Origin of the sequence: Sphingobium sp. 3R8 (genome assembly GCF_020166615.1) — a bacterium.
GTDB lineage: Bacteria > Pseudomonadota > Alphaproteobacteria > Sphingomonadales > Sphingomonadaceae > Sphingobium > Sphingobium bisphenolicum.
Genome location: NZ_JAIQXR010000014.1, coordinates 74,665 through 94,014, shown reverse-complemented (window position 1 = coordinate 94,014; position 19,350 = coordinate 74,665). Strand labels below are relative to the sequence as shown.

Annotated in this window: 21 protein-coding genes; 6 read left to right on the top strand and 15 right to left on the bottom strand. The window is 62.1% G+C overall.

Features of this window, described 5'->3' with window-relative positions:
* Positions 1-3 precede the first annotated feature (3 nt).
* The 14 genes from K9B33_RS14415 to K9B33_RS14350 form a co-directional block, all read right to left on the bottom strand.
* Complete coding sequence (locus tag K9B33_RS14415) at positions 4-663, bottom strand: ABC transporter ATP-binding protein (protein ID WP_224549728.1); 660 nt, start codon at positions 661-663, stop codon at positions 4-6.
* A complete protein-coding gene (locus K9B33_RS14410; RefSeq protein ID WP_224549726.1) occupies positions 656-1,465 on the bottom strand; it encodes an ABC transporter permease in 810 nt (269 codons plus the stop codon). The genes K9B33_RS14415 and K9B33_RS14410 overlap by 8 nt, the downstream gene beginning before the upstream one ends.
* 2 nt (positions 1,466-1,467) lie before the next feature.
* Positions 1,468-2,610, bottom strand: coding sequence for a hypothetical protein (locus K9B33_RS14405; RefSeq protein WP_224549724.1), 1,143 nt, complete (start codon positions 2,608-2,610; stop codon positions 1,468-1,470).
* A gap of 203 nt (positions 2,611-2,813) precedes the next feature.
* The gene (rfbB, locus tag K9B33_RS14400; protein WP_224549722.1) at positions 2,814-3,884 is read right to left on the bottom strand and encodes a dTDP-glucose 4,6-dehydratase; all 1,071 of its coding nucleotides are present in this window, start codon (positions 3,882-3,884) and stop codon (positions 2,814-2,816) included.
* Positions 3,877-4,743: a dTDP-4-dehydrorhamnose reductase gene (rfbD, locus tag K9B33_RS14395; protein ID WP_224549720.1), complete on the bottom strand. Its 867-nt coding sequence runs from the start codon at positions 4,741-4,743 to the stop codon at positions 3,877-3,879. The genes rfbB and rfbD overlap by 8 nt, the downstream gene beginning before the upstream one ends.
* Before the next feature lies 1 nt (position 4,744).
* Positions 4,745-5,290, bottom strand: a complete 546-nt coding sequence (gene rfbC / locus K9B33_RS14390) for a dTDP-4-dehydrorhamnose 3,5-epimerase (RefSeq protein ID WP_224549718.1) — start codon at positions 5,288-5,290, stop codon at positions 4,745-4,747.
* Positions 5,287-6,171 (bottom strand): glucose-1-phosphate thymidylyltransferase RfbA, encoded by an 885-nt coding sequence (gene rfbA / locus K9B33_RS14385; RefSeq protein ID WP_224549717.1) that lies wholly within the window; start codon positions 6,169-6,171, stop codon positions 5,287-5,289. The genes rfbC and rfbA overlap by 4 nt, the downstream gene beginning before the upstream one ends.
* 297 nt (positions 6,172-6,468) lie before the next feature.
* Positions 6,469-7,755, bottom strand: a complete 1,287-nt coding sequence (locus K9B33_RS14380) for a capsule biosynthesis protein (protein WP_224549716.1) — start codon at positions 7,753-7,755, stop codon at positions 6,469-6,471.
* Positions 7,748-9,409, bottom strand: a complete 1,662-nt coding sequence (locus K9B33_RS14375; protein ID WP_224549715.1) for a beta-3-deoxy-D-manno-oct-2-ulosonic acid transferase — start codon at positions 9,407-9,409, stop codon at positions 7,748-7,750. Before K9B33_RS14375 ends, K9B33_RS14380 begins: the two co-directional genes overlap by 8 nt.
* A 90-nt stretch (positions 9,410-9,499) precedes the next feature.
* Entirely contained in the window at positions 9,500-10,795 is a 1,296-nt protein-coding gene (locus K9B33_RS14370; protein WP_224549714.1) for a glycosyltransferase family 4 protein, read from the bottom strand.
* 15 nt (positions 10,796-10,810) lie between these two features.
* Positions 10,811-11,251, bottom strand: coding sequence for an HIT family protein (locus tag K9B33_RS14365; protein WP_224549713.1), 441 nt, complete (start codon positions 11,249-11,251; stop codon positions 10,811-10,813).
* Between the two features lie 11 nt (positions 11,252-11,262).
* Positions 11,263-11,898 (bottom strand): CoA transferase subunit B, encoded by a 636-nt coding sequence (locus K9B33_RS14360; protein ID WP_224549712.1) that lies wholly within the window; start codon positions 11,896-11,898, stop codon positions 11,263-11,265.
* 2 nt (positions 11,899-11,900) lie between these two features.
* The gene (locus K9B33_RS14355) at positions 11,901-12,773 is read right to left on the bottom strand and encodes an HAD family acid phosphatase (RefSeq protein WP_224549711.1); all 873 of its coding nucleotides are present in this window, start codon (positions 12,771-12,773) and stop codon (positions 11,901-11,903) included.
* Positions 12,773-13,483 (bottom strand): CoA transferase subunit A, encoded by a 711-nt coding sequence (locus K9B33_RS14350; protein WP_224549710.1) that lies wholly within the window; start codon positions 13,481-13,483, stop codon positions 12,773-12,775. The genes K9B33_RS14355 and K9B33_RS14350 overlap by 1 nt, the downstream gene beginning before the upstream one ends.
* A gap of 91 nt (positions 13,484-13,574) precedes the next feature.
* Between K9B33_RS14350 and K9B33_RS14345 the strand changes: the two genes are divergently transcribed.
* Entirely contained in the window at positions 13,575-14,465 is an 891-nt protein-coding gene (locus tag K9B33_RS14345; RefSeq protein WP_224549709.1) for a LysR family transcriptional regulator, read from the top strand.
* A gap of 100 nt (positions 14,466-14,565) precedes the next feature.
* Here K9B33_RS14345 and thiS read toward each other — a convergent pair whose 3' ends face one another.
* On the bottom strand, positions 14,566-15,591 hold the full coding sequence (gene thiS / locus K9B33_RS14340) for a sulfur carrier protein ThiS (protein ID WP_224549707.1): 1,026 nt from the start codon (positions 15,589-15,591) through the stop codon (positions 14,566-14,568).
* Between the two features lie 114 nt (positions 15,592-15,705).
* Here thiS and aroQ point away from each other — a divergent pair, with 114 nt between their 5' ends.
* From aroQ to K9B33_RS14315, 5 genes are all read left to right on the top strand, one after another.
* Positions 15,706-16,146, top strand: a complete 441-nt coding sequence (aroQ, locus tag K9B33_RS14335) for a type II 3-dehydroquinate dehydratase (protein WP_224549705.1) — start codon at positions 15,706-15,708, stop codon at positions 16,144-16,146.
* A gap of 94 nt (positions 16,147-16,240) precedes the next feature.
* Positions 16,241-16,729: an acetyl-CoA carboxylase biotin carboxyl carrier protein gene (gene accB / locus K9B33_RS14330; protein ID WP_224549703.1), complete on the top strand. Its 489-nt coding sequence runs from the start codon at positions 16,241-16,243 to the stop codon at positions 16,727-16,729.
* A 13-nt stretch (positions 16,730-16,742) separates the two neighbouring features.
* Complete coding sequence (accC, locus tag K9B33_RS14325; RefSeq protein WP_224549701.1) at positions 16,743-18,095, top strand: acetyl-CoA carboxylase biotin carboxylase subunit; 1,353 nt, start codon at positions 16,743-16,745, stop codon at positions 18,093-18,095.
* Positions 18,092-18,436: an arsenate reductase family protein gene (locus tag K9B33_RS14320; RefSeq protein WP_224549699.1), complete on the top strand. Its 345-nt coding sequence runs from the start codon at positions 18,092-18,094 to the stop codon at positions 18,434-18,436. The genes accC and K9B33_RS14320 overlap by 4 nt, the downstream gene beginning before the upstream one ends.
* A gap of 161 nt (positions 18,437-18,597) precedes the next feature.
* Positions 18,598-19,347 (top strand): ParA family protein, encoded by a 750-nt coding sequence (locus K9B33_RS14315; RefSeq protein ID WP_224549697.1) that lies wholly within the window; start codon positions 18,598-18,600, stop codon positions 19,345-19,347.
* The last annotated feature ends 3 nt before the right edge of the window (positions 19,348-19,350 follow it).

The window sequence follows — 19,350 nt, the reverse complement described above, 5'->3', positions numbered from 1 at the left end:
CGATCAATGCGTATGGGTCACTTTGTGATAATATTCATAACCCGCTTCTACCTCGTCGAACAATTCCAAGCGACCGCCGGAAATGACGCCCATCTTGTTGCAATGGTCGCGTATGAAGGAATTATCGTGAGATACGACCAGGAACGCGCGGTCAGCGCGTTTCTCGAACAGCTCGACATGGCATTTCTCATGAAAGCGCTGATCGCCGACGGCCGTGATCTCATCGATCAGGAAACAGTCGAATTCAATCACCATGGAGACGGCAAAGGCCAGGCGCGCCCGCATACCCGAAGAATATGTCTTGACCGGCTCCCGCAGATACCGCCCTAGCTCGGAGAAATCATCCACATAGTCGATTTTGTCACGATAATCGACGCCGTACACGCGACAGATAAACCGCAGATTATCCAGCCCCGTCAGCGAACTCTGAAACGCGCCGCCGAACGCCAATGGCCAGGATATGCTCATATCCCATTGGATTTTGCCCGATGTCGGCTGCTCGACGCCGCCCAACAAACGCACCAGTGTGGACTTGCCGGCACCGTTGCGGCCCAGAATGCCGACTTTCTCGCCTTTCTCGACACGCAGATTTATTTTGTCGAGCACCGTCACTAGCCCGGTGGAGGTGCGATAGCTTTTCGTTACGTCCCGCAACTCAATCACTGAGCACACCCCTCCGTGCGATTACTCTGATCTGCAAAAGGCCGAAGGCCGTCAAAATCAAATTGACCAGCAGGACGTAGCCAAGATTGTGAATGGCCACGATCTTGGACCCGAAATAGCCTTCTCTGATATATTCGGTGCAATGGACCATGGGGATCCAGCCCACGACTTTTTGGAAAGCCGGCGGCGCCGCACTCATCAAAAAGCCAGCCCCGGATAATGGAAACATCAGGTAAGAGGCCGGATGCCAGAGCTTGTCGACCAGTTCGGAATGTTCCGCAAGCGTCCCCAACGTAATCGCGAGCGCCGCACCGAACCAGGCGAGCAATGTCCATCCGATGATGATTTTGAAGACATCTTCAGGTAAATCGATCAAGCCGACATAATTGAAAGCGAGAGTCAGCACCAGGAAGGACCCGGTTGCGCCCATCGCCTCCAGGATCAGCCGCGACATGAAGATATCTATGATCCGCACGTTGCGATGATACATCAGCGATGCATTGGGCTGAATGGCGCCGATGCATCGACCAGGCATGTTACGCCAGAGAAGAACACTGGAATAGCCGGTCAGCGCGAATGCCGCGATCGGTAGCTGACTGGCATGTCCTCTACCTGTCGCAGACCATAGGGCGGTAACGCCCAGAGTGAACATCATGGGTTCCGCGAAGAGCCAGAAGAGGCCGATATTATGCCGGCCGTACCGGGTCAGAGCTTCGCGCATGAGAAGCGCGAAAATCACGCGCTTCTGCACCATCAGGGATTTAAAAAAACGCGTCAGCCCTCCAGCAAAATCCCAACCCATTATCATTGGCGATGCTCGAAAATGGCGGCCACGAGAAGCTGGAAGATGCCGTATATCACAAGGCCCAGCAGCAAGACCGAAACCACACCCTTAAGCCTCTTGGGGTAAAGGGCGGCATCCGGCTTGTTCGGCGCCACGATACGCTCGACATAGATTTGCTGGCGACGCGCCTCATTCTTGGCATCCTCCAGCGAGGCCATCGCGCTCGCCAATTGCTTGGCCGCAAATTCGCTATCCATCTGGACACGCTCATAGCCCGCGACGCTGCCTGCGAGCGACTGGGCGCCTCCCGCAACCTTTTGCATCTCCGTGCTCATTTGCCGACGAATACTCGCGACGCGCTCCTGCAAGACGGAAACCTGGGGATTTTCCGGGGTAAACTGCCTCAATTGATCAAGTTGCGTCTGATTGGCGATCAGTTCGTCCTGCAACTTCGTCACGAGCTGAATTTGAACGGCCGCCTGCTTTTCAGGATCCACCACGCCGCGCTTGTTGCGATAGGTAGACAGCGCCACGGCTGCCGTCGCAGCCCGCGCCCTCGCCTCATCGACCTCCTTTTCCGCGTAGCGAACAAGGTCGGTCCGGCTACGCTGGTTCAGTCGATTGACGAGACTTTCGCCCAGATTGAGCAGACGCCGGTTGATCTCGAAGGCATCGTCCGGCGTATAGGCCTGCACCTTCAGATGCGCGACGAATGTCCCGCCGTCATAAGTGGAATCCACCCGCTTGCTGAAATATTTGTACAGCGCTTCCTCACTGTCACTTCCCAGCTTACCAAAACGGTCGAATATCGAGATGGAAGAACGCGTAAAGGCGTTCGTCACCAGCCCATCCTTATTGACGTCCCGCAGGGCGTCGCGCGATTTCAGATATTCCTCGACCGCATGAACCTCGTCAGTCGAGCCACCCGCCCCTTCACCGGCAAAAAAGGAAGCAAATCCGGTGACCGACTTCTCGCGCTGAGAACTTTTTACAACAAAATAGGAATCGGATGTATAAACATCGGATGCAAGCAATCCATAATATATAATAGCTATGGATGTTGGAATAACAACAATTGCCCAGAAGCTTGGCTTTAACTTGGAGAGATAATCCCGAAATCGGCTCAAGCGAACCCCATCATTTGGATAGACAACGTCGTGCATCACAGGCATCTCGATCCCGATTTAAAGTTCATTGCGCGGTTACTCCAAATACGATATGCCCGCTAGGGCCACGCAATGGCAGAAAAGCTTCTTAAAGTCCAAGAAAATTCTGTTGCCCGGACCCTGCCGGGCCGCCTCGCCTGGCCGCATTACCTGTTCCATCGCACGTCGATGCCGACCGTCTCAAGCCATATATTGATCGTTCAGACGGCAAGGCTGGCGCGCGCCACAAGGGGGCGCCACCAAGGCTCATGGGCTAGATACCAGTCCAGCGTCTCGGCAAAACCTTGCGGAAAATCGCGGGCAGGCACGTAACCGAGTTCGCTGCGTATCTTGCGCTCGTCGATCGCATAGCGCCGATCATGCCCCTTGCGATCCTCGACATAGGTCTTGAGTTCCATCGTGGACCGCCCCTGAGCCGCCGGTGCATCGGGGTATCGGCTGCCAAGGGACGGGTCGGCCGCAAACGCCGCATCGACCCCATGGCAAATGGCTTCGACCACCTGTTCATTGCGCAGTTCCTGACCGCCGCCGATATTATAGGTTTCGCCCACCCTGCCATGCTGCAGGACAAGGCCGATGCCGACGCAATGATCCTCCACATGCAACCAGTCGCGCACATTCATGCCATCGCCATAGACGGGCATTGTTCGTCCAGCCAAAGCATTGAGCGTAAACAGCGGGATCAGCTTTTCCGGAAACTGATACGGCCCGTAATTATTCGAGCAATTGCTGGTCGTCACTTCCAGCCCGTAGGTGTGGTGATAGGCACGCACCAAATGATCGGAGCCGGCCTTCGACGCGGAATAGGGAGAATTGGGCGCATAAGGCGTCTGCTCGTGGAATGCCGCGTCGTCAGGGCCCAGGGAACCATAGACCTCGTCGGTCGAAACATGATGGAAGCGGTGCGGACGGCCCGTCCCCTGGTCCAGCCAGGCATTTTTTGCCGCCTTGAGCAGGCTGTGCGTGCCAACGACATTGGTCGTGACGAACGCATCGGGGCCGGTGATCGACCGGTCGACATGGCTTTCGGCCGCAAAATGCACGATCGTGTCGATGCCGTAATCGGCGATCAACTTGTCCACCAGCGCGGTATCGCAAATGTCGCCATGTATCAGATCGACACCGTCCAATCCCGCCAGATTGGCCGCGTTTCCCGCATAAGTCAGGGCGTCGAGCACGACGATTTCATCGCTCTGCTGCGTGCGACGCCAAAAATGGACGAAATTCGCGCCAATGAAACCGGCGCCGCCAGTCACCATCACCTTAGCCATGCGTGCCTATCTCCGTCATCATCCGGCGCAGGTTGGCGCGCCAGTGGGAGGATGGCTCCCCCAGCGCCGCCCATGTCGAACCCTTGTCCAGCACCGAATAAGCCGGTCGGCGGGCGGGCGTCGGGAAACTGGCGGTATCGATCGGGATGACGGGCACCCCGCGCGCCAATATCCCCACGGCCAGCGCCTCGTCCCGGATCGCCACCGCGAAGTCATACCAACTCGCTGTACCAGCATCGGTATAATGATGCACACCTGTCACGCCCAGCGCCGACAGGCGCCATAACGCCGCGGCCAGATCTGGCGCATAGGTTGGCGACCCCACCTGATCCGCCACGACCCGCACTTCGGGCCGTTCGGCCATCAGCCGCACCATCGTGCGCACGAAATTTGCACCGTCAGGGCCATAAAGCCATGCGGTGCGCACGACCAGAGCGGCGTCGCCCGCCAGCAATTCCCCCGCCCGCTTGGTGCGCCCATAGGCGCACAGCGGATTGGTCGGATCGTCCGGCGCATAGGGCGTGGCCGACGCGCCGTCGAATACGAAATCGGTCGAAACATGGATCAAGGTTGCACCCGCATCAGCGGCCGCCTCGGCGATATGGCCGACGGCGGTGGCGTTGACCGCATGGGCGATCGTTTCCTCCTGTTCGGCACGATCGACGGCGGTGTAGGCCGCTGCGTTGAACACCAAGTCCGGCGCCAGATCGCGAATGAAGCGCCCAACGGCTGCCCTATCCCTTATGTCGAGGTCATGCGATCCGAGAGCGGTCACCATCACATCATCAGGTGCGGCGGCGGCGAGGCAACGGCCAAGCTGGCCATGGGCGCCCAGGATGAGCGCTTTCTTGTCCCCCATCTCAGTCGCACGCCTGGATGTGCGCCAGGGGCAGACCGTCGCGATCCTTGGCCGATAGCTGGATATCCATCCCAGCCACAGGCCATGGGATATTCAGCGCCGGATCGTTCCACAGCAACGAATGCTCCTGCGCGGGCTGATAGAAAGCCGTGCATTTATACAGGAAGTCCGTCCCGTCTTCGAGGCACAGGAAGCCGTGGGCGAAGCCCGGTGGAATCCAGAACATCCGCTTGTTCGCCGCCGACAGTTCAACCCCGAACCAGCGCCCGAATGTCGCCGAAGATCGCCGCAGGTCTACCGCGACATCCCAGACGCTGCCGCTGGTGACCCGCACCAGCTTGCCCTGCGGATTGGGATGCTGGAAATGCAGTCCGCGCAGCACGCCCCGATCCGAACGGCTGTGATTGTCCTGGACGAATGTCAGGTCCAGGCCGGCGTCCCGGAAAGTCCGGCTGTTCCAGCTTTCCATGAAGAAGCCGCGATCGTCCTGGAACAGGCGCGGCTCCAGGATCGCCAGACCCGCAATGCCGGTGGGAATGACCTTCATGAATGCGCCGCCCTGCCTTCGAGAAGGCCGGAAAGATAATCGCCATAGCCGCTCTTGCGCAACGGCGCCGCCAACTCCTCCAACTGCGCATCGTTGATGAAGCCCTGACGCCAGGCGATTTCCTCCGGGCAACAGATTTTCAATCCCTGGCGCTGCTCGGTGATCCGAACATACATTGCCGCGTCAAGCAACGACCCATGCGTGCCCGTATCGAGCCACGCATAGCCGCGACCCATGATCTCGACCGATAGGTTGCCCTGTTCGAGATAGAGGCGATTGAGATCGGTTATTTCCAGTTCGCCACGCGGCGAGGGCACCAGACTGCGCGCCAGTTCGACCGCGTGCCCATCATAGAAATACAGTCCGGTGACGGCATAGTTGGACTTGGGCTGCGCAGGCTTTTCCTCGATCGTTTCCGCCCGTCCGTCGGCATTGAAGGACACGACGCCATAAGCCGCGGGGTCCTTCACATAATAGCCGAACACCGTCGCCCCGGTTTCGCGCGCCGCGGCGGTGCGGACCATGTCGGCCAAGCCATGGCCATAGAAGATATTGTCGCCCAGAATCAGCGCGGAAGGACAGCTTCCTACAAAATCCGCGCCGATATGATAGGCTTGGGCAAGTCCTGCCGGCTCGGGCTGGACCGCATATTGCAGGTGGATGCCAAGCCCTGACCCGTCGCCCAGCGCGGCCTCGAATGCCGCCCGGTCATGGGGCGTCGTGATGATAAGGATATCCCGCATACCCGCGAGCATGAGCGTCGATAGCGGATAATAGATCATGGGCTTGTCATAGACGGGCATCAATTGCTTCGACACGCCCTTTGTCAATGGGTAGAGCCGCGTCCCGGAACCGCCAGCGAGAATGATACCCTTGCGCATCTATGGTCCTTGCTGTTCAAAGCCGCATTCGATCGAACATCAGAAAACGGAATATAATATTGCCGCATGATCGGTCCCGTTGCGGTCGGATCGCGACTTGCGAAATCATCTTGAGCCTGGAATGCGATATTTAGTCGAATCCAGATCGCGCACGCCAGTTTTTCAGCATCGATTTTGGCGGAAAAACCGGCTCTCCCTTTTCCCCCGAGACGCCTTTCGTCTTTCAGCCGCTGCAAAACTGCGCCTTGCCAGCCTCACCTGTCACATCGTTCGCTCTCAAATCGTCCGGTAAATGGTTCAAGTTGACGGACGGGAATTGGCAAGGGATTTACGGCCGATGGCGGGATGAGCGACGATCGTAGCGCCTGTCGCAGGTGTCCGTTTCCCAGCCAGACGGCGCACCGCATTATCGACCAGCAACGTCAGCCCTTCTTCGCTCAGAAGACCACCATGGATAAGGCAACGATCCATCAGCACACGGCGGAATGCGGAATAGAGATCGTGATCCATCTTTCCGGGCGTGGCCCAGAAGGCGTCGAGCGGACCGGTGTTGACGATTCCAGGCACCTTGTAGACCGCATGGCCGAGCACCGTGACAGGCTTGCCTTCGTTCAACGCCAATGTACCGACCGTGCTGTTGACGGTTACGACACCCTCCGCGTTGCGAACGAGTTCTGCGATGTCGCCTTCCTCCAGGTAGAAGACCCGGTCGCCTATGCCATATTTCGCCGCGAGCCTGCGCGTCAGCCGTGACCAGGACACCAGGCCCGGATCGAGCGGATGCCGCTTCACCACCAGCGCGACGTCATCGGGCGCATGGCGCGCAAAGCTCTTGAGGACGAAACGCAGCGCGGCGCGCATGTCGCCAAATGGCGAATGAATCCGAATCTGATAGTCCGAATTGAGCTGCAACGGCAGCGCGAAATAGGGACGGCCTCTGACCTTCTCCCATTCCTTCAGCGACTTGGCCGCGTCATGCTTGCCCACCAGCAGTTTATAGGTCCATGCCACTGATTCCATGATGAAACTATGTGGCCGATGCGTGCGGTAATAGGGGAAAAGCGGCCGCATCAATGCGGACGCCATGCCGTTGCGCATGGTGTTGCGCGCACGCGCGTGAAAGGTCGATGGCACGGGCGGAAAAGTCACCTCCGCCCGATCCAGCTTCCGGGCTTCGTCCAAATACCATTGCGGATCGAGCGGCAGGGTCGAATTGCCGTTCACGCCATCATCCTGCAACGTCAGGAAGTCGGGACGGATATACCCTTCTTCGACGACATGTACCCGCACGGACCGCAATCTGGCCATGCCGTGCGCGGAGGCATGATAGGGTCGGCAGTCGCCGTAGAGGATAAGGTCGGTCACGCCATGGTTGACGATGAAATCGTCGAAAAACAGAGGCCAGTTGCGAAACGTGCCGCGATAATCGCTGGCGTCACCCGGCCAGTCGACTTTGTCGCCGCCATTTATATTGATCCGCAGCGCGCTATGTCCCCGCGCGCGCAAGGCATCGGCCAGCATTGCAAAATAGGGGCCATGCGGGCCCTGCAGGAAGAGAAATGTCCGGATCGAGGCGTCAGTCATGAAGAAACTCTGCGCACAAAGTCATAAATCTTCGTAGCTTTCCCTGTGCCGTTCGTGCCCTGATAAGCCAGGTGACGTTCGGTGTCGATGCACTTGCCATGCGATCCACCATCAATTCCGGCCCGCACGGCAAACGCGTCACCGGATCAATATATCGAGGATAGAGAATGAGTGTTCCGGCGACAAGCTGATCCACGGTAAGGCGGCGCCCCCGGCGGCCGGTGGGTTCGGCCAGATCGCGGGTCAGGCCCCAGCCGGCGTAGAAGGGCATGCCGTGGACGGTCACGGACTGCCCGCGCACCAGCGCCTCGAACCCGGTCAGCGACGACAGGACATGCACGTCATCGACCGCCTGCACCATTTCCATCAAGGGCGCCCCGCTATCGATCGCATCGGCATGGCTGAGGATCGCGGCATCGCTCAAATGGCCGCGGCGATGCCCGGCCTGGACGTCGGGATGGGGGCGGTAGATGATCCATGCGTCCGGCTCGCTGCGACGCACGCGGGACAGGAAGTCCAGATTGCCTTCCACCCCTGCCCCACCCAGCCGGACGGACATGTCGTCGTCGACCTGACCGATCGCCAGCACGGTGCGGCGACCGGCCGGCAAATCCAACATACGGCCACCCTCGATCCCATATTTGGTGACGCCCGCATCGCTGATGGCGGTCCGCAAACGCTTCGCCCGCTCGATCAACGTCGGCGGGAAGGGATGGGTGGCCAGCAATTGCTCCAGCTCGCTGGGAACGAGCGCATTATAATAGATGCCGGCATGATCGACCACCACCGAACTGGGCGGATGCAGCCCGGCCCCCAGCCCATTGGACCGCAGAAACCCGTCCTCCACCCGGCAGATCGGAACCTGCATCCGCTCGGCATCCCTCACCGTCGAGGCAGGCACCCTTGAAGGCCAGATGGCCAGCGCACGCCCCGATTGCTGCGCGCTGCGCAGGCCTTTCTCTGGTGCAAGGAAAGGCGGCGCGCGCAACCCGTCCCACAGAAACTGGCGCATCATGTCCCGCTTCCAGAAGGCCATGCCGCTGGCGGCGGCGATATCGCGATTGCTGTCGAGATGGCGGCGCCATTCGCCCAGCCGCTCGATGACCTGCTCGACCGGCACGTCCCGGTCCGTGAAACAGTCGCGATAGCGCGCCATGCCGATGCGCGCACGCGCGACATCCCGCAACCGGTCGGCCGGCACCTCTTCCCCCTGCGCATCGAACACCGCAACGCCCAGCATGCCGGCAACGACCGCCAGTTCGTCCTCGGCATCGGCATGGACCGCATCGGCGGCGGCGATCAGATGCCAGGGATCGACAGGGTCGCGCAATATGCGCCCATGCACCGATGACGGCATATCGCCGACGATGCCGATGTGGTCCGGATCGATCCCGCTGACCCGGTCGGCCTGCACGGCGACACCGGCGCGCACGACGATGGCGACACCCTGCGGCCGGTCGCCCCAGAAGGCGCCGCCCACCCGTGCATCCGCGATGGCATGAAGCACGCTGTCCTGAACCGGCGCGCCTTGCGCGGCGACGCTCACGGCCGCCACCGATGTCGCCACGCCGGGAAAGGGCGGCGATCGCAGGAACAAGGGATGGGTCACCGGTCTATGCATGAGCAGGCTTGCCACGCCAGCGCCAGAGATCATGTCCTGGCTCGATCAACTTGCCCCCATCCAGCGCAAACGGCCGGTCTTTCAATCGGTTCTACACTTCCATGCGGGCTGCGTCGGCGAGCGTCAAGAAACTTGCGCAGTGACTTCTTCCAGCAAATCCGTTACGATGTCGAAATAGCCCTGCCAAGTCGGTCCACGCCAGGCGGCGATCCGGGCGATTTGCGCATCGCGTTCCGGCGAGTTCGGCTGGCTATAAGCCTCGATCAACCTCAGCCACCCCAGGCCATCGATCGGGTCGAGATAGTCGGGCGCGTCGCCGCCGACCTCCCGGTGCGCGGAAATGTCGCTACAGATCACGGGGACGCCGGCCGACAACGCCTCGACGACCGGCATTCCGAAACCTTCGATGAAGGACGGCATGATCATGGCCCTTGCTCCGGCGATCAGTTCCTCCATTTCCCGGTCGGACAATTCTCCCGCCTCGACCACATGATCGCGCACCGCCTCGCCGCGTTCTAGCATATCGATGACATTCTCGATCTCCCAGCCGCGGCGCCCGACCATGACCAGAACCGGGGCATCCTTGCCAAGCCGCTCCACCAGCCGCCGCCAGACATTGAGCAGCAGCATATGGTTTTTCCGCGGCTCGATCGTCGCGATATAGACGAAAAAGGGCCGCTCCGGCCCCGCATAGCCTTTCAGCGCGAACACATCCTGCGGATCGGCGCCGAAATGCGCCACCCGGACGGCGCGGCCTTCCAGCCCATATTGCATGTGCGGCGCCAGCGCATCGATCGTCGCCTGGCTGTTGCCGATGATCCCCGCAGCATGGGCGTCGATCGTGCGGACGCGGCGGCGATGTTCTTCCGCGCCCTGCGGCCTCGCATATTCCGGATGGGACAGCGGGATGACGTCATGCACCAGCGTGACGAACTTCGCCCCTTCGGCGCGCAGGATCGCGCCGACCTGCTCCTCATCGTCCAGATGATGCGGCGACACCTGCAGATAGACGCGCGGCCGGCTGGCGCGGGGTACCGGCCGGGGGCGCAGCGCGAACAGATGCGCGATGATGGTCGCGCGGTTCTTCCGCTGATCGGGCGATTCCACATTGCGCCATTTGGCGATCGTGAAGGCCAGGAACTGGCGCACGGCCGACGTATCGAGCCGACCATAATAGCCGCCGGCCGGATGCACCGCGGCAAAGGCCAGCCGATCGGGCATTCGCGCCAGCAACTCGCGCGCATAGACATATTCGACACGGTCTATGCCCGTCGGCGTGGGATGGAAACAGCGCGACAGCAAACGCGACAGGTCCAGGATGATTTCGGCGTCGCCCTCCATGCTGGTGGAAGGCTTGGCGGGCCGCTTGGTCCGCAATGCGAGACGGGCGCCGGGCGCCTTGAACGGTTTGAGAACCAAGGAGTCGGTCCGCTGTCAGAACTGCGCGCGGATCTGTTCGGCGAGCGCGGCCAGTTGCGCCGCGTCGGCGAAATCGCCCTGCGCATGGGCGCTGAATCCCAGCGGTCCGCCTTCCCAGCGCGGCACGACATGGACATGGAGGTGAAACACCGTCTGCCCCGCCGGCGCGCCGTTGAACTGGGCGATGTGGATGCCGTCGGGGGCAAGCGCCCGGCGCGTGGCGTTGGCGACCTTCTTCACGCTCGCCATCACCTGCGCCAGCGCCTCATCCTCTATCTCCAGGATGTTGCGCGCCCTGGACCATTTGGAAATGACCAGGCTGTGCCCCTTCGACTGCGGCAGGATGTCGAGGAAGGCGAGCGTGTGCGCATCCTCGTATAATTTGGTCGACGGAATCTTGCCCGCAAGGATCAGGGCGAAGGGATTATTGTCGTCATACACGCCGTCAAGGCTCATCCTGGCCGTCCTCAGCTCACATAATGAGCGCTGGTCTTAGCCGCGATATCCTCCGCCGTCACGCCCGGCGCCAATTCGACCAGCTTGAACGGGCTGTCATGGTCGGGGCGCTGGAAAACGCACAGGTCCGTCACGATCATGTCGACCACATTCTTGCCGGTCAGCGGCAGGGTGCAGGCCGGAATGAACTTGGGATCGCCATTCTTGCTCGTATGCTCCATGACGACGATGATCTTCTTGACGCCCGCGACCAGATCCATCGCGCCGCCCATGCCCTTGATCATCTTGCCGGGGATCATCCAGTTGGCGATGTCGCCATTTTCGGCAATCTCCATCGCCCCCAGCACGGTCAGGTCGATATGCCCGCCACGAATCATGGCGAAGCTGTCGGCCGAACTGAAATAGGCGGTCTGCGGCAATTCGCTGATCGTCTGCTTGCCCGCATTGATAAGGTCGGCGTCCTCTTCGCCCTCATAGGGAAAGGGGCCGATGCCCAACATGCCGTTTTCCGACTGGAGCGTCACCTCCACGCCATCGGGAATATGATTCGCCACCAGCGTCGGAATGCCGATGCCCAGATTCACGTAGAAACCGTCCTGCAATTCCTTCGCCGCGCGCGCGGCCATTTCGTCACGAGTCCAGGGCATGATTATTTCTCCCCTATGGCGGGCGGCGCCCACCTTTTGTCCATCGGAAATATGTCGTCGAACCCGCCCTTTAGGCCGCTGCCATAGACGGGGTTGGGCATTACGAACCAGCCATTGCCCCACAGACCCGCGACCAGCGGTTGCAGCGTCGCGTCGCGGCGCGCGGATACGGGTTGCGCGGCGTTGAACAGATCGGAAAAGTCGCCCAACTGGTCGCCGCCCATGGCGATGACGCAATAGCGCGCCGCGATCGTCGCCCGGCGGCCATCCTTGCGCGATCCCATCGCATCGTCGCCGCTTAGATACAGCGTCTGGCCATGCACCGCATCGCCCAGCCCTGCGGCCTTGATCGCGCGCGCGGTCGAATCAGCATTGGCGGCCGACCGGTTGGTATTGAAGATGACGGTAACGCCCAAGCCACGCAGCGCGGCCAGCCCATGGTCGGCGCCCGGCACCGGCCCGACCGCACCCTCGCCCGTCTTCTCCCATGCGTCCCAGGCGGCAGCGTCGAAGCCCCGGCCGGTCTTCGCGTCATGATATTCATAACCGGTGTTGAGCATCACCGTTTCGTCCACGTCGAACACCGCGGCGAACGGCTTGTCGCCACAGGGTACGAAGCGCGGCGCGGCGAGGCGCGCGCCCTCCGCCAGCACGACGCTGTCGGCCGGGCGCGCCTTCACCTTGGCCGATACATAGGCCAGCAGCGCGTTCCAGGCCTGCACCGAAAGCGCCGCGCCCTCGCCCGACCCGTAGAGATACTGCATCCCGGCCGGCGGATTGGCGGCCGGCGCGGCAACAGGCGTAGGCGCTACGGTCGCGCAGGCGGCCAGCGGCGCCAGCAGCAGCGCCGGCGCCATGCGCATCGTCACCGACATCAGGCCGCTTCCCGCGTCCGCACCGTCCGGAATTCGATCTTCTTGTCATAGGGCGCACCCACGATCATGCGCTTCACATAGATGCCGGGCAGATGGATCGCGTCGGGATCCAGGCTGCCGGTCGGCACCACTTCCTCGACTTCGGCGATGCAAATCTTCGCCGCGGTCGCCATCGGCTGGTTGAAGTTGCGCGCGGTCTTGCGGAAGATCAGGTTGCCGCTCTCGTCGGCCTTCCAGCCCTTGATGACCGCGACGTCGGCGAAGATACCGCGCTCCAGGATATAATCCTGGCCGTCGAAGCTCTTCACTTCCTTGCCCTCGGCCACCTGCGTGCCGACGCCGGTCTTGGTGTAGAAGCCCGGAATGCCCGCCCCGCCCGCACGGCAGCGTTCGGCCAGCGTGCCCTGTGGGCAGAATTCGACTTCCAGTTCGCCAGCCAGATATTGCCGTTCGAACTCCTTGTTCTCGCCGACATAGGAGGAGATCATCTTCTTGACCTGGCGCGTGCGCAGCAGCTTGCCCAGTCCCTCGCCGTCGATCCCGGCATTGTTGGAGGCGATGGTCAGATCCTTGACCCCCGAATCGCGGATCGCGTCGATCAGCCGTTCAGGAATACCGCACAGGCCAAAGCCGCCCGCGCACAGATGCATCCCGTCGAACAGCAATCCTTCCAGCGCCGCAGCGGCATCGGGGTAAAGCTTCCTGGCCATCGGCATCCTTCCTGTTTTGAAAGTTCACACCGTTCTTAGGCAGCGCGACCAATCAATACCAATGATTTGTTTTTTCAGTTAAGCATAAGCAATGTCTATCAATCGCATCGCCTTCTACCATCTTGAAACCTTGCTCTGGATCGCCCGGCTGGGCACCTTCGCAGCGGCGGCGGCGCGGCTCAACACGACCCAGCCCGCCATTTCGGCGCGCGTGCGCGAACTGGAAAGTCATCTGGGCACCGCCCTGTTCCGGCGGGAGGGGCGAGCCATGGCGCTGACCCCGGCCGGGCGCGAGCTGGTGCGCGAAAGCGAACCGCTCTGGGCGCGCTTCCAGGGGGTGCTGATGGGGTGTAGCGACATATCGGGCGCGACCGGGATCATCCGAATCGGCGCGGGCGAGATTGCTGCGGCCAGTTGCCTGCCCGGCTTCGTCGCGCAACTGGGCCATGACCTGCCCCACGTGTCGCTGGAGGTGGACATTGCGCTGACGGTCGACCTGATCCAGCAACTCGCCTCCGGCCGCACCGACATCGCCTTTGCCGCCGGCCGGATCGCCCATCCGATGCTGCGCACCGCGCCGATCGGCAGCGTCGACCTGCTCTGGCTGGCCAGTCCGTCGACGGTGCGCACCATGGATGCGGCCGGGACGCCGATCTGGTCGCTGACCAACCTGTCGCCGCTCTATCGCATCATGAAGGAGGCGATCGCCGCGTCGGACCTGGCCGATTGCCCGCTCAACCTGTGCAACAATGTCCGCACGATGATCGACATCGTGCTGGAAGGCGGCGGGATCGGCATCTTTCCCCATCCGATGGTGCGCCAACCCATCGCAAGCGGGCGGCTGGTGCCGGTGCCCGATGCGCCCGCCATGCCCCCGGTCGAATTTCAGGTCGCGATGCGCGCAGCGGAGTCCGATCCGCTGGTGCTGGCGATTTTCGACCGGGCGAGCCGGCTGGACCTGCGTGCGAATTCCGGGCCTTAGAGCGGTCCTGCAAAAGCGCCGCGTGTTCCCGCTAAGGCGGGAACCCAGGCCAGACGGCAGAACTGGATTCCCGCCTTCGCGGGAACACACGGAATAAACGCTAGATCAACCCCGCCAGCGGGCTGGACGGATCGGCATACATCCGCCTGCCCATGCGCCCGGCGCGATACGCCATGCGCCCGGCCTCGACCCCCGCCTTCATCGCGGCGGCCATCAGCACCGGGTCTTTGGCCTCGGCAATGGCGGTGTTCATCAATACGCCGGTACAGCCCAGTTCCATCGCCTGCGCCGCTTCCGACGCGGTGCCCACGCCCGCATCGACCAGCACCGGCAGCTTGGTCCCTTCCACGATCAGGCGGATCGTCACCCGGTTCTGGATGCCCAGGCCCGATCCGATCGGCGCGCCCAGCGGCATGATCGCGACCGCGCCGACATCCTCCAGCCGCTTGGCCGCGATCGGATCATCGACGCAATAGACCATCGGCTTGAAGCCTTCCTTGGCCAATATCTCGGTTGCCCGCAGCGTTTCGACCATGTCGGGATAGAGCGTGCGCGCTTCCCCCAGCACTTCCAGCTTCACCAGGTCCCAGCCGCCCGCCTCGCGCGCCAGCCGCAGGGTGCGGATCGCATCCTCCCCGGTGAAGCAGCCCGCGGTATTGGGCAGGTAGGTGATCTTCTTGGGATCGATATAGTCGGTCAGCATCGGCGCCTTGGGATCGCTGACATTGACGCGGCGCACCGCCACGGTGACGATCTCCGCGCCCGAAGCGGCCAGCGCGGCCGCATTCTGTTCGAAGCTCTTATATTTGCCGGTCCCCACGATCAGGCGCGACCGGAAGGTCTTGCCCGCCACGGTCCAGCTATCGTCGGCGGCGGATACCGCCCCGCCGTTGCCGGCGACAGGATGATCGCCGCCGCCCACGAAATGGACGATCTCCAGTTCGTCGCCATCCTCGACCATGACCTGCGCCAGGGTCGATCGCGGCACGACCTCCAGATTGCGCTCCACCGCGACCTTTTCGGGCACGAAGCCCAGTTCGCTCGCCAGTTGCGCGAGCGTCAGGCCGTCGCGGATGCGGCGATGTTCGCCATTGATGTGGATGGAGATGGTGCCGTCTGTGCTCACTATAGCTTTCCCGAACATGCGAAGATGTCTCGACTAAGCGAGACATGAAGGGCTAAGGATCGTGCCGCATATAGGGGCGGCCTTGCCCCGGTCGCAACATGCAAGGGGATCGCCATGGCCGACATGCGTAAAATCTATGTGCTGAACGGACCCAATCTGAACATGCTGGGCACCCGCGAGCCGGAAATCTACGGCTATGACACGCTGGACGACATTGCCGAGCGGATGGACGACGCCGCTACGCGCGCCCATGTCGAAATCGATTTTCGCCAGTCCAACCATGAAGGCCATCTGATCGACTGGGTGCAGGAAGCCCATGCGGAAGGCGCCCACGCGATCATCATGAATCCCGGCGGCCTCACGCACACGTCGGTCGCGCTGCATGACGCGATCAAGGCCGTGACCGTGCCGGTGATCGAAATCCACCTGTCCAACCCGCATCAACGCGAAGCCTTCCGCCACAAAAGCTATGTCGGCATGGCGGCCAAGGGGACGATCGCCGGCTTTGGCCCCATGTCCTACATGCTGGCGCTGGAAGCCGCGCTGGAACTGTGAAGGGGCGCGTTTGGGCGTACAAAAGTTGCGCTTTGCCGTAAATGCGCATAGGCGCGGGCACCAGAAACGATATTCACCGGCCAGGGACTTCAACATGACCGAAAAACAAGAAAAGGGCGCAATGCAGGTAGACGTACAGCTGGTGCGCGATCTGGCCGCGCTGCTCGATGACACCAATCTGACCGAGATCGAGGTCGAGGACGGCGACCGCAAGATCCGCGTCGCGCGCAAGGCCGCCGCCAGCACCGCGCCGGTCTATGCCGCCGCGCCTGCGCCCGCCGCCGCGGCCCCTGTGGCAGCCGCTGCTCCGGCGCCCGCCGCCGCGCCGGCCGAGGCTTCACTGCCCGCCGGCACGCTGGTCAAATCCCCGATCGTGGGCACCGCCTATCTCTCCGCCGAACCCGGCTCCGCCCCCTTCGCCCGCATCGGCGCGCAGGTCGCCGCCGGTGAGACGATCCTGATCGTCGAAGCGATGAAGGTCATGAACGCGATCGCCGCACCCGTGTCCGGTACGGTCAAGGCCGTGCTGGTCGACAATGGCCAGCCGGTCGAATTCGACCAGCCGCTGATCGTCATTGAATAAGGCCGTCGGACCCATGGCCATTGAAAAGCTGCTGATCGCCAACCGCGGCGAAATCGCGCTGCGCATCCACCGCGCCTGCCATGAAATGGGCATCAAGACGGTGGCGGTCCACTCGACCGCCGACGCCGACGCCATGCATGTGCGGCTGGCCGACGAAGCGATCTGCATCGGGCCGCCCGCGGCCAAGGACAGCTATCTGAACGTCGCGGCGATCATTTCCGCAGCCGAGATCAGCGGCGCGGATGCGATCCATCCGGGCTATGGCTTCCTGTCGGAAAACGCCAAGTTCGCCGAAATCGTCGAAGCGCACGGCATCGCCTTCGTGGGGCCGAAGCCCGAACATATCCGCACCATGGGCGACAAGATCGAAGCCAAGCGCACCGCCGGCGCGCTGGGCCTGCCGCTCGTCCCCGGCTCCGACGGCGCGATCAGCGACCTGGAGGAAGCCAAGGCGATCGCGGAAAAGGCCGGCTATCCGGTCATCATCAAGGCCGCGTCCGGCGGCGGCGGTCGCGGCATGAAGGTGTGCAATTCGCCCGACGAGCTGGAAACGCTGATGCAGCAGGCCGGGTCGGAAGCGAAGGCCGCCTTTGGCGACGCGACCGTCTATCTCGAAAAATATCTCGGCAATCCGCGCCATATCGAAATCCAGGTGTTCGGCGACGGCAATGGCAACGCCATCCATCTGGGCGAGCGCGATTGTTCGCTCCAGCGGCGTCACCAGAAGGTGCTGGAAGAAGCCCCCTCCCCGATTCTGAGCCAGGCCGATCGCGACCGCATCGGCGGCGTCTGCGCCAAGGCGATGGCCGATATGGGCTATCGCGGCGCGGGCACGATCGAATTTCTGTGGGAAGATGGGGAATTCTACTTCATCGAAATGAACACCCGGCTTCAGGTCGAACATCCGGTGACCGAAATGATCACCGGCATGGATCTGGTCCGCGAACAGATCCGCATCGCCGAAGGCAAGCCGCTGTCGGTCACGCAGGACGAACTGCGCTTCACCGGCCATGCCATCGAATGCCGCATCAACGCCGAAGACCCAAAGACCTTCGCGCCGTCGCCGGGCACCGTGACCAGCTATCACGTGCCGGGTGGCATGCATGTCCGCGTCGATAGCGGCCTGTATCAGGGCTATAAGGTGCCGCCCTACTATGACTCCATGATCGGCAAGCTGATCGTCTATGGCCGCACCCGCGAGGGCGCGATCATGCGGTTGAAGCGGGCGCTGGAGGAATATGTGATCGAAGGGATGAAGACCACCATCCCGCTGCATCAGGCGCTGCTGCGCGATCCCGATTTCCTCAACGGCAACTACACGATCAAATGGCTGGAGGAATGGTTGGCGCGGGAGGGCGACGCGTGAAGGCGACCATCTGGCACAACCCCAAATGCGGCACGTCGCGCAAGACGCTGGCGATCCTCGAAGAGACGCCGGGCGTCGAGGTCGAGGTGATCGAGTATCTGAAAACCCCGTTCACCCGCGACAAGCTGGCGCAGATCATCGCCGACGCCGGATTGACCCCGGCGGAGGCGATCCGCAAGATGGGCACCGACGCAGAGGAACGCGGCCTGCCTACCTTGGACGCCAGTGCGATCCTGGACGCAATGGCGTCAAATCCGGCTTATGTGAATCGCCCCTTCGTCGAGACCGAGAAGGGCGTTCGCTTCTGCCGGCCGCAGGATAAGGTATTGGAAATTCTATAAAAATCTAAACACTCTATCATTGCATATCCGAAACGATCTATGTTCTGAAAATGCGATATAATTGTCCAACTCCCTGTCTCATGTCGCCACGTCACAGGCGCGTAACAAAGCCATGATCTGAGCGCTTGCTTTGATGGCGGGAAGCCGTAGCTTCTCTCCTCATGGCAAAGGAACCGACATTGGCGACCATCGCCGTCTACAGTCTGAAGGGCGGCGTGGGTAAGACCACCTTCGCGATCAACCTGGCCTGGGCATCGGCCTGCATCTCCAAGCGGCGCACCCTCCTCTGGGATCTCGACCCGCAGGCCGCGTCGAGCTGGTTGCTCTCCACCGACACGGAAAGCCGCGACGCGGCGCAGGCGATCTTCAGCAAGGATGTGGACGTCCGCAAGCTGATCCAGCCGTCGACCGTGCCGGGACTGGACCTGATCGCCGCCGACACCTCCTTGCGCAGCCTCGACCATCTGTTCCGCGAAATGGACAAGAAGAAGCGGCTGGCCAAGCTGATCGAGAGCCTGGGGCGCGACTATGACCGGATCATCCTCGATTGCCCGCCCGGCCTGACCGAGACCAGCGAGCAGGTGCTGCGCGCCGCCGACCTGATCGTCATCCCCGTCATCCCGTCCCCCCTGTCGCAGCGGGCGATGGGCGAGGTCGCCCGCTACCTGGTCCAGCGCGGCGGCAACCATGCGCCGATCCTGCCGGTCTATTCGATGGTCGATCGCCGCCGCAGCCTGCATCGCGCGGCGCTGGACAGCCAGTCGGGCTGGCCCGCCATTCCGATGGCCAGCACGATCGAGCAGATGACGGTGCGCCGCAAGCCGCTAGGCGCTTTCGCCCCGACTTCGCCGCCGGCACAGGCCTTCGCCTCGCTGTGGACGATGGTCGAGCGGCAATTGCAGGCCGGCTAGAGC

What these genes read in the sequence shown, in the direction of transcription:
- K9B33_RS14410 (WP_224549726.1), bottom strand. Translation starts at nt 1,465, where the DNA reads ATGGGTTGGGATTTTGCTGGAGGGCTGACGCGTTTTTTTAAATCCCTG.
- K9B33_RS14405 (WP_224549724.1), bottom strand. Translation starts at nt 2,610, where the DNA reads ATGCACGACGTTGTCTATCCAAATGATGGGGTTCGCTTGAGCCGATTT.
- rfbB (WP_224549722.1), bottom strand. Translation starts at nt 3,884, where the DNA reads ATGGCTAAGGTGATGGTGACTGGCGGCGCCGGTTTCATTGGCGCGAAT.
- rfbD (WP_224549720.1), bottom strand. Translation starts at nt 4,743, where the DNA reads ATGGGGGACAAGAAAGCGCTCATCCTGGGCGCCCATGGCCAGCTTGGC.
- rfbC (WP_224549718.1), bottom strand. Translation starts at nt 5,290, where the DNA reads ATGAAGGTCATTCCCACCGGCATTGCGGGTCTGGCGATCCTGGAGCCG.
- rfbA (WP_224549717.1), bottom strand. Translation starts at nt 6,171, where the DNA reads ATGCGCAAGGGTATCATTCTCGCTGGCGGTTCCGGGACGCGGCTCTAC.
- K9B33_RS14380 (WP_224549716.1), bottom strand. Translation starts at nt 7,755, where the DNA reads ATGACTGACGCCTCGATCCGGACATTTCTCTTCCTGCAGGGCCCGCAT.
- K9B33_RS14375 (WP_224549715.1), bottom strand. Translation starts at nt 9,409, where the DNA reads ATGATCTCTGGCGCTGGCGTGGCAAGCCTGCTCATGCATAGACCGGTG.
- K9B33_RS14365 (WP_224549713.1), bottom strand. Translation starts at nt 11,251, where the DNA reads ATGAGCCTTGACGGCGTGTATGACGACAATAATCCCTTCGCCCTGATC.
- K9B33_RS14360 (WP_224549712.1), bottom strand. Translation starts at nt 11,898, where the DNA reads ATGCCCTGGACTCGTGACGAAATGGCCGCGCGCGCGGCGAAGGAATTG.
- K9B33_RS14355 (WP_224549711.1), bottom strand. Translation starts at nt 12,773, where the DNA reads ATGTCGGTGACGATGCGCATGGCGCCGGCGCTGCTGCTGGCGCCGCTG.
- K9B33_RS14350 (WP_224549710.1), bottom strand. Translation starts at nt 13,483, where the DNA reads ATGGCCAGGAAGCTTTACCCCGATGCCGCTGCGGCGCTGGAAGGATTG.
- K9B33_RS14345 (WP_224549709.1), top strand. Translation starts at nt 13,575, where the DNA reads ATGTCTATCAATCGCATCGCCTTCTACCATCTTGAAACCTTGCTCTGG.
- aroQ (WP_224549705.1), top strand. Translation starts at nt 15,706, where the DNA reads ATGGCCGACATGCGTAAAATCTATGTGCTGAACGGACCCAATCTGAAC.
- accB (WP_224549703.1), top strand. Translation starts at nt 16,241, where the DNA reads ATGACCGAAAAACAAGAAAAGGGCGCAATGCAGGTAGACGTACAGCTG.
- accC (WP_224549701.1), top strand. Translation starts at nt 16,743, where the DNA reads ATGGCCATTGAAAAGCTGCTGATCGCCAACCGCGGCGAAATCGCGCTG.
- K9B33_RS14315 (WP_224549697.1), top strand. Translation starts at nt 18,598, where the DNA reads ATGGCAAAGGAACCGACATTGGCGACCATCGCCGTCTACAGTCTGAAG.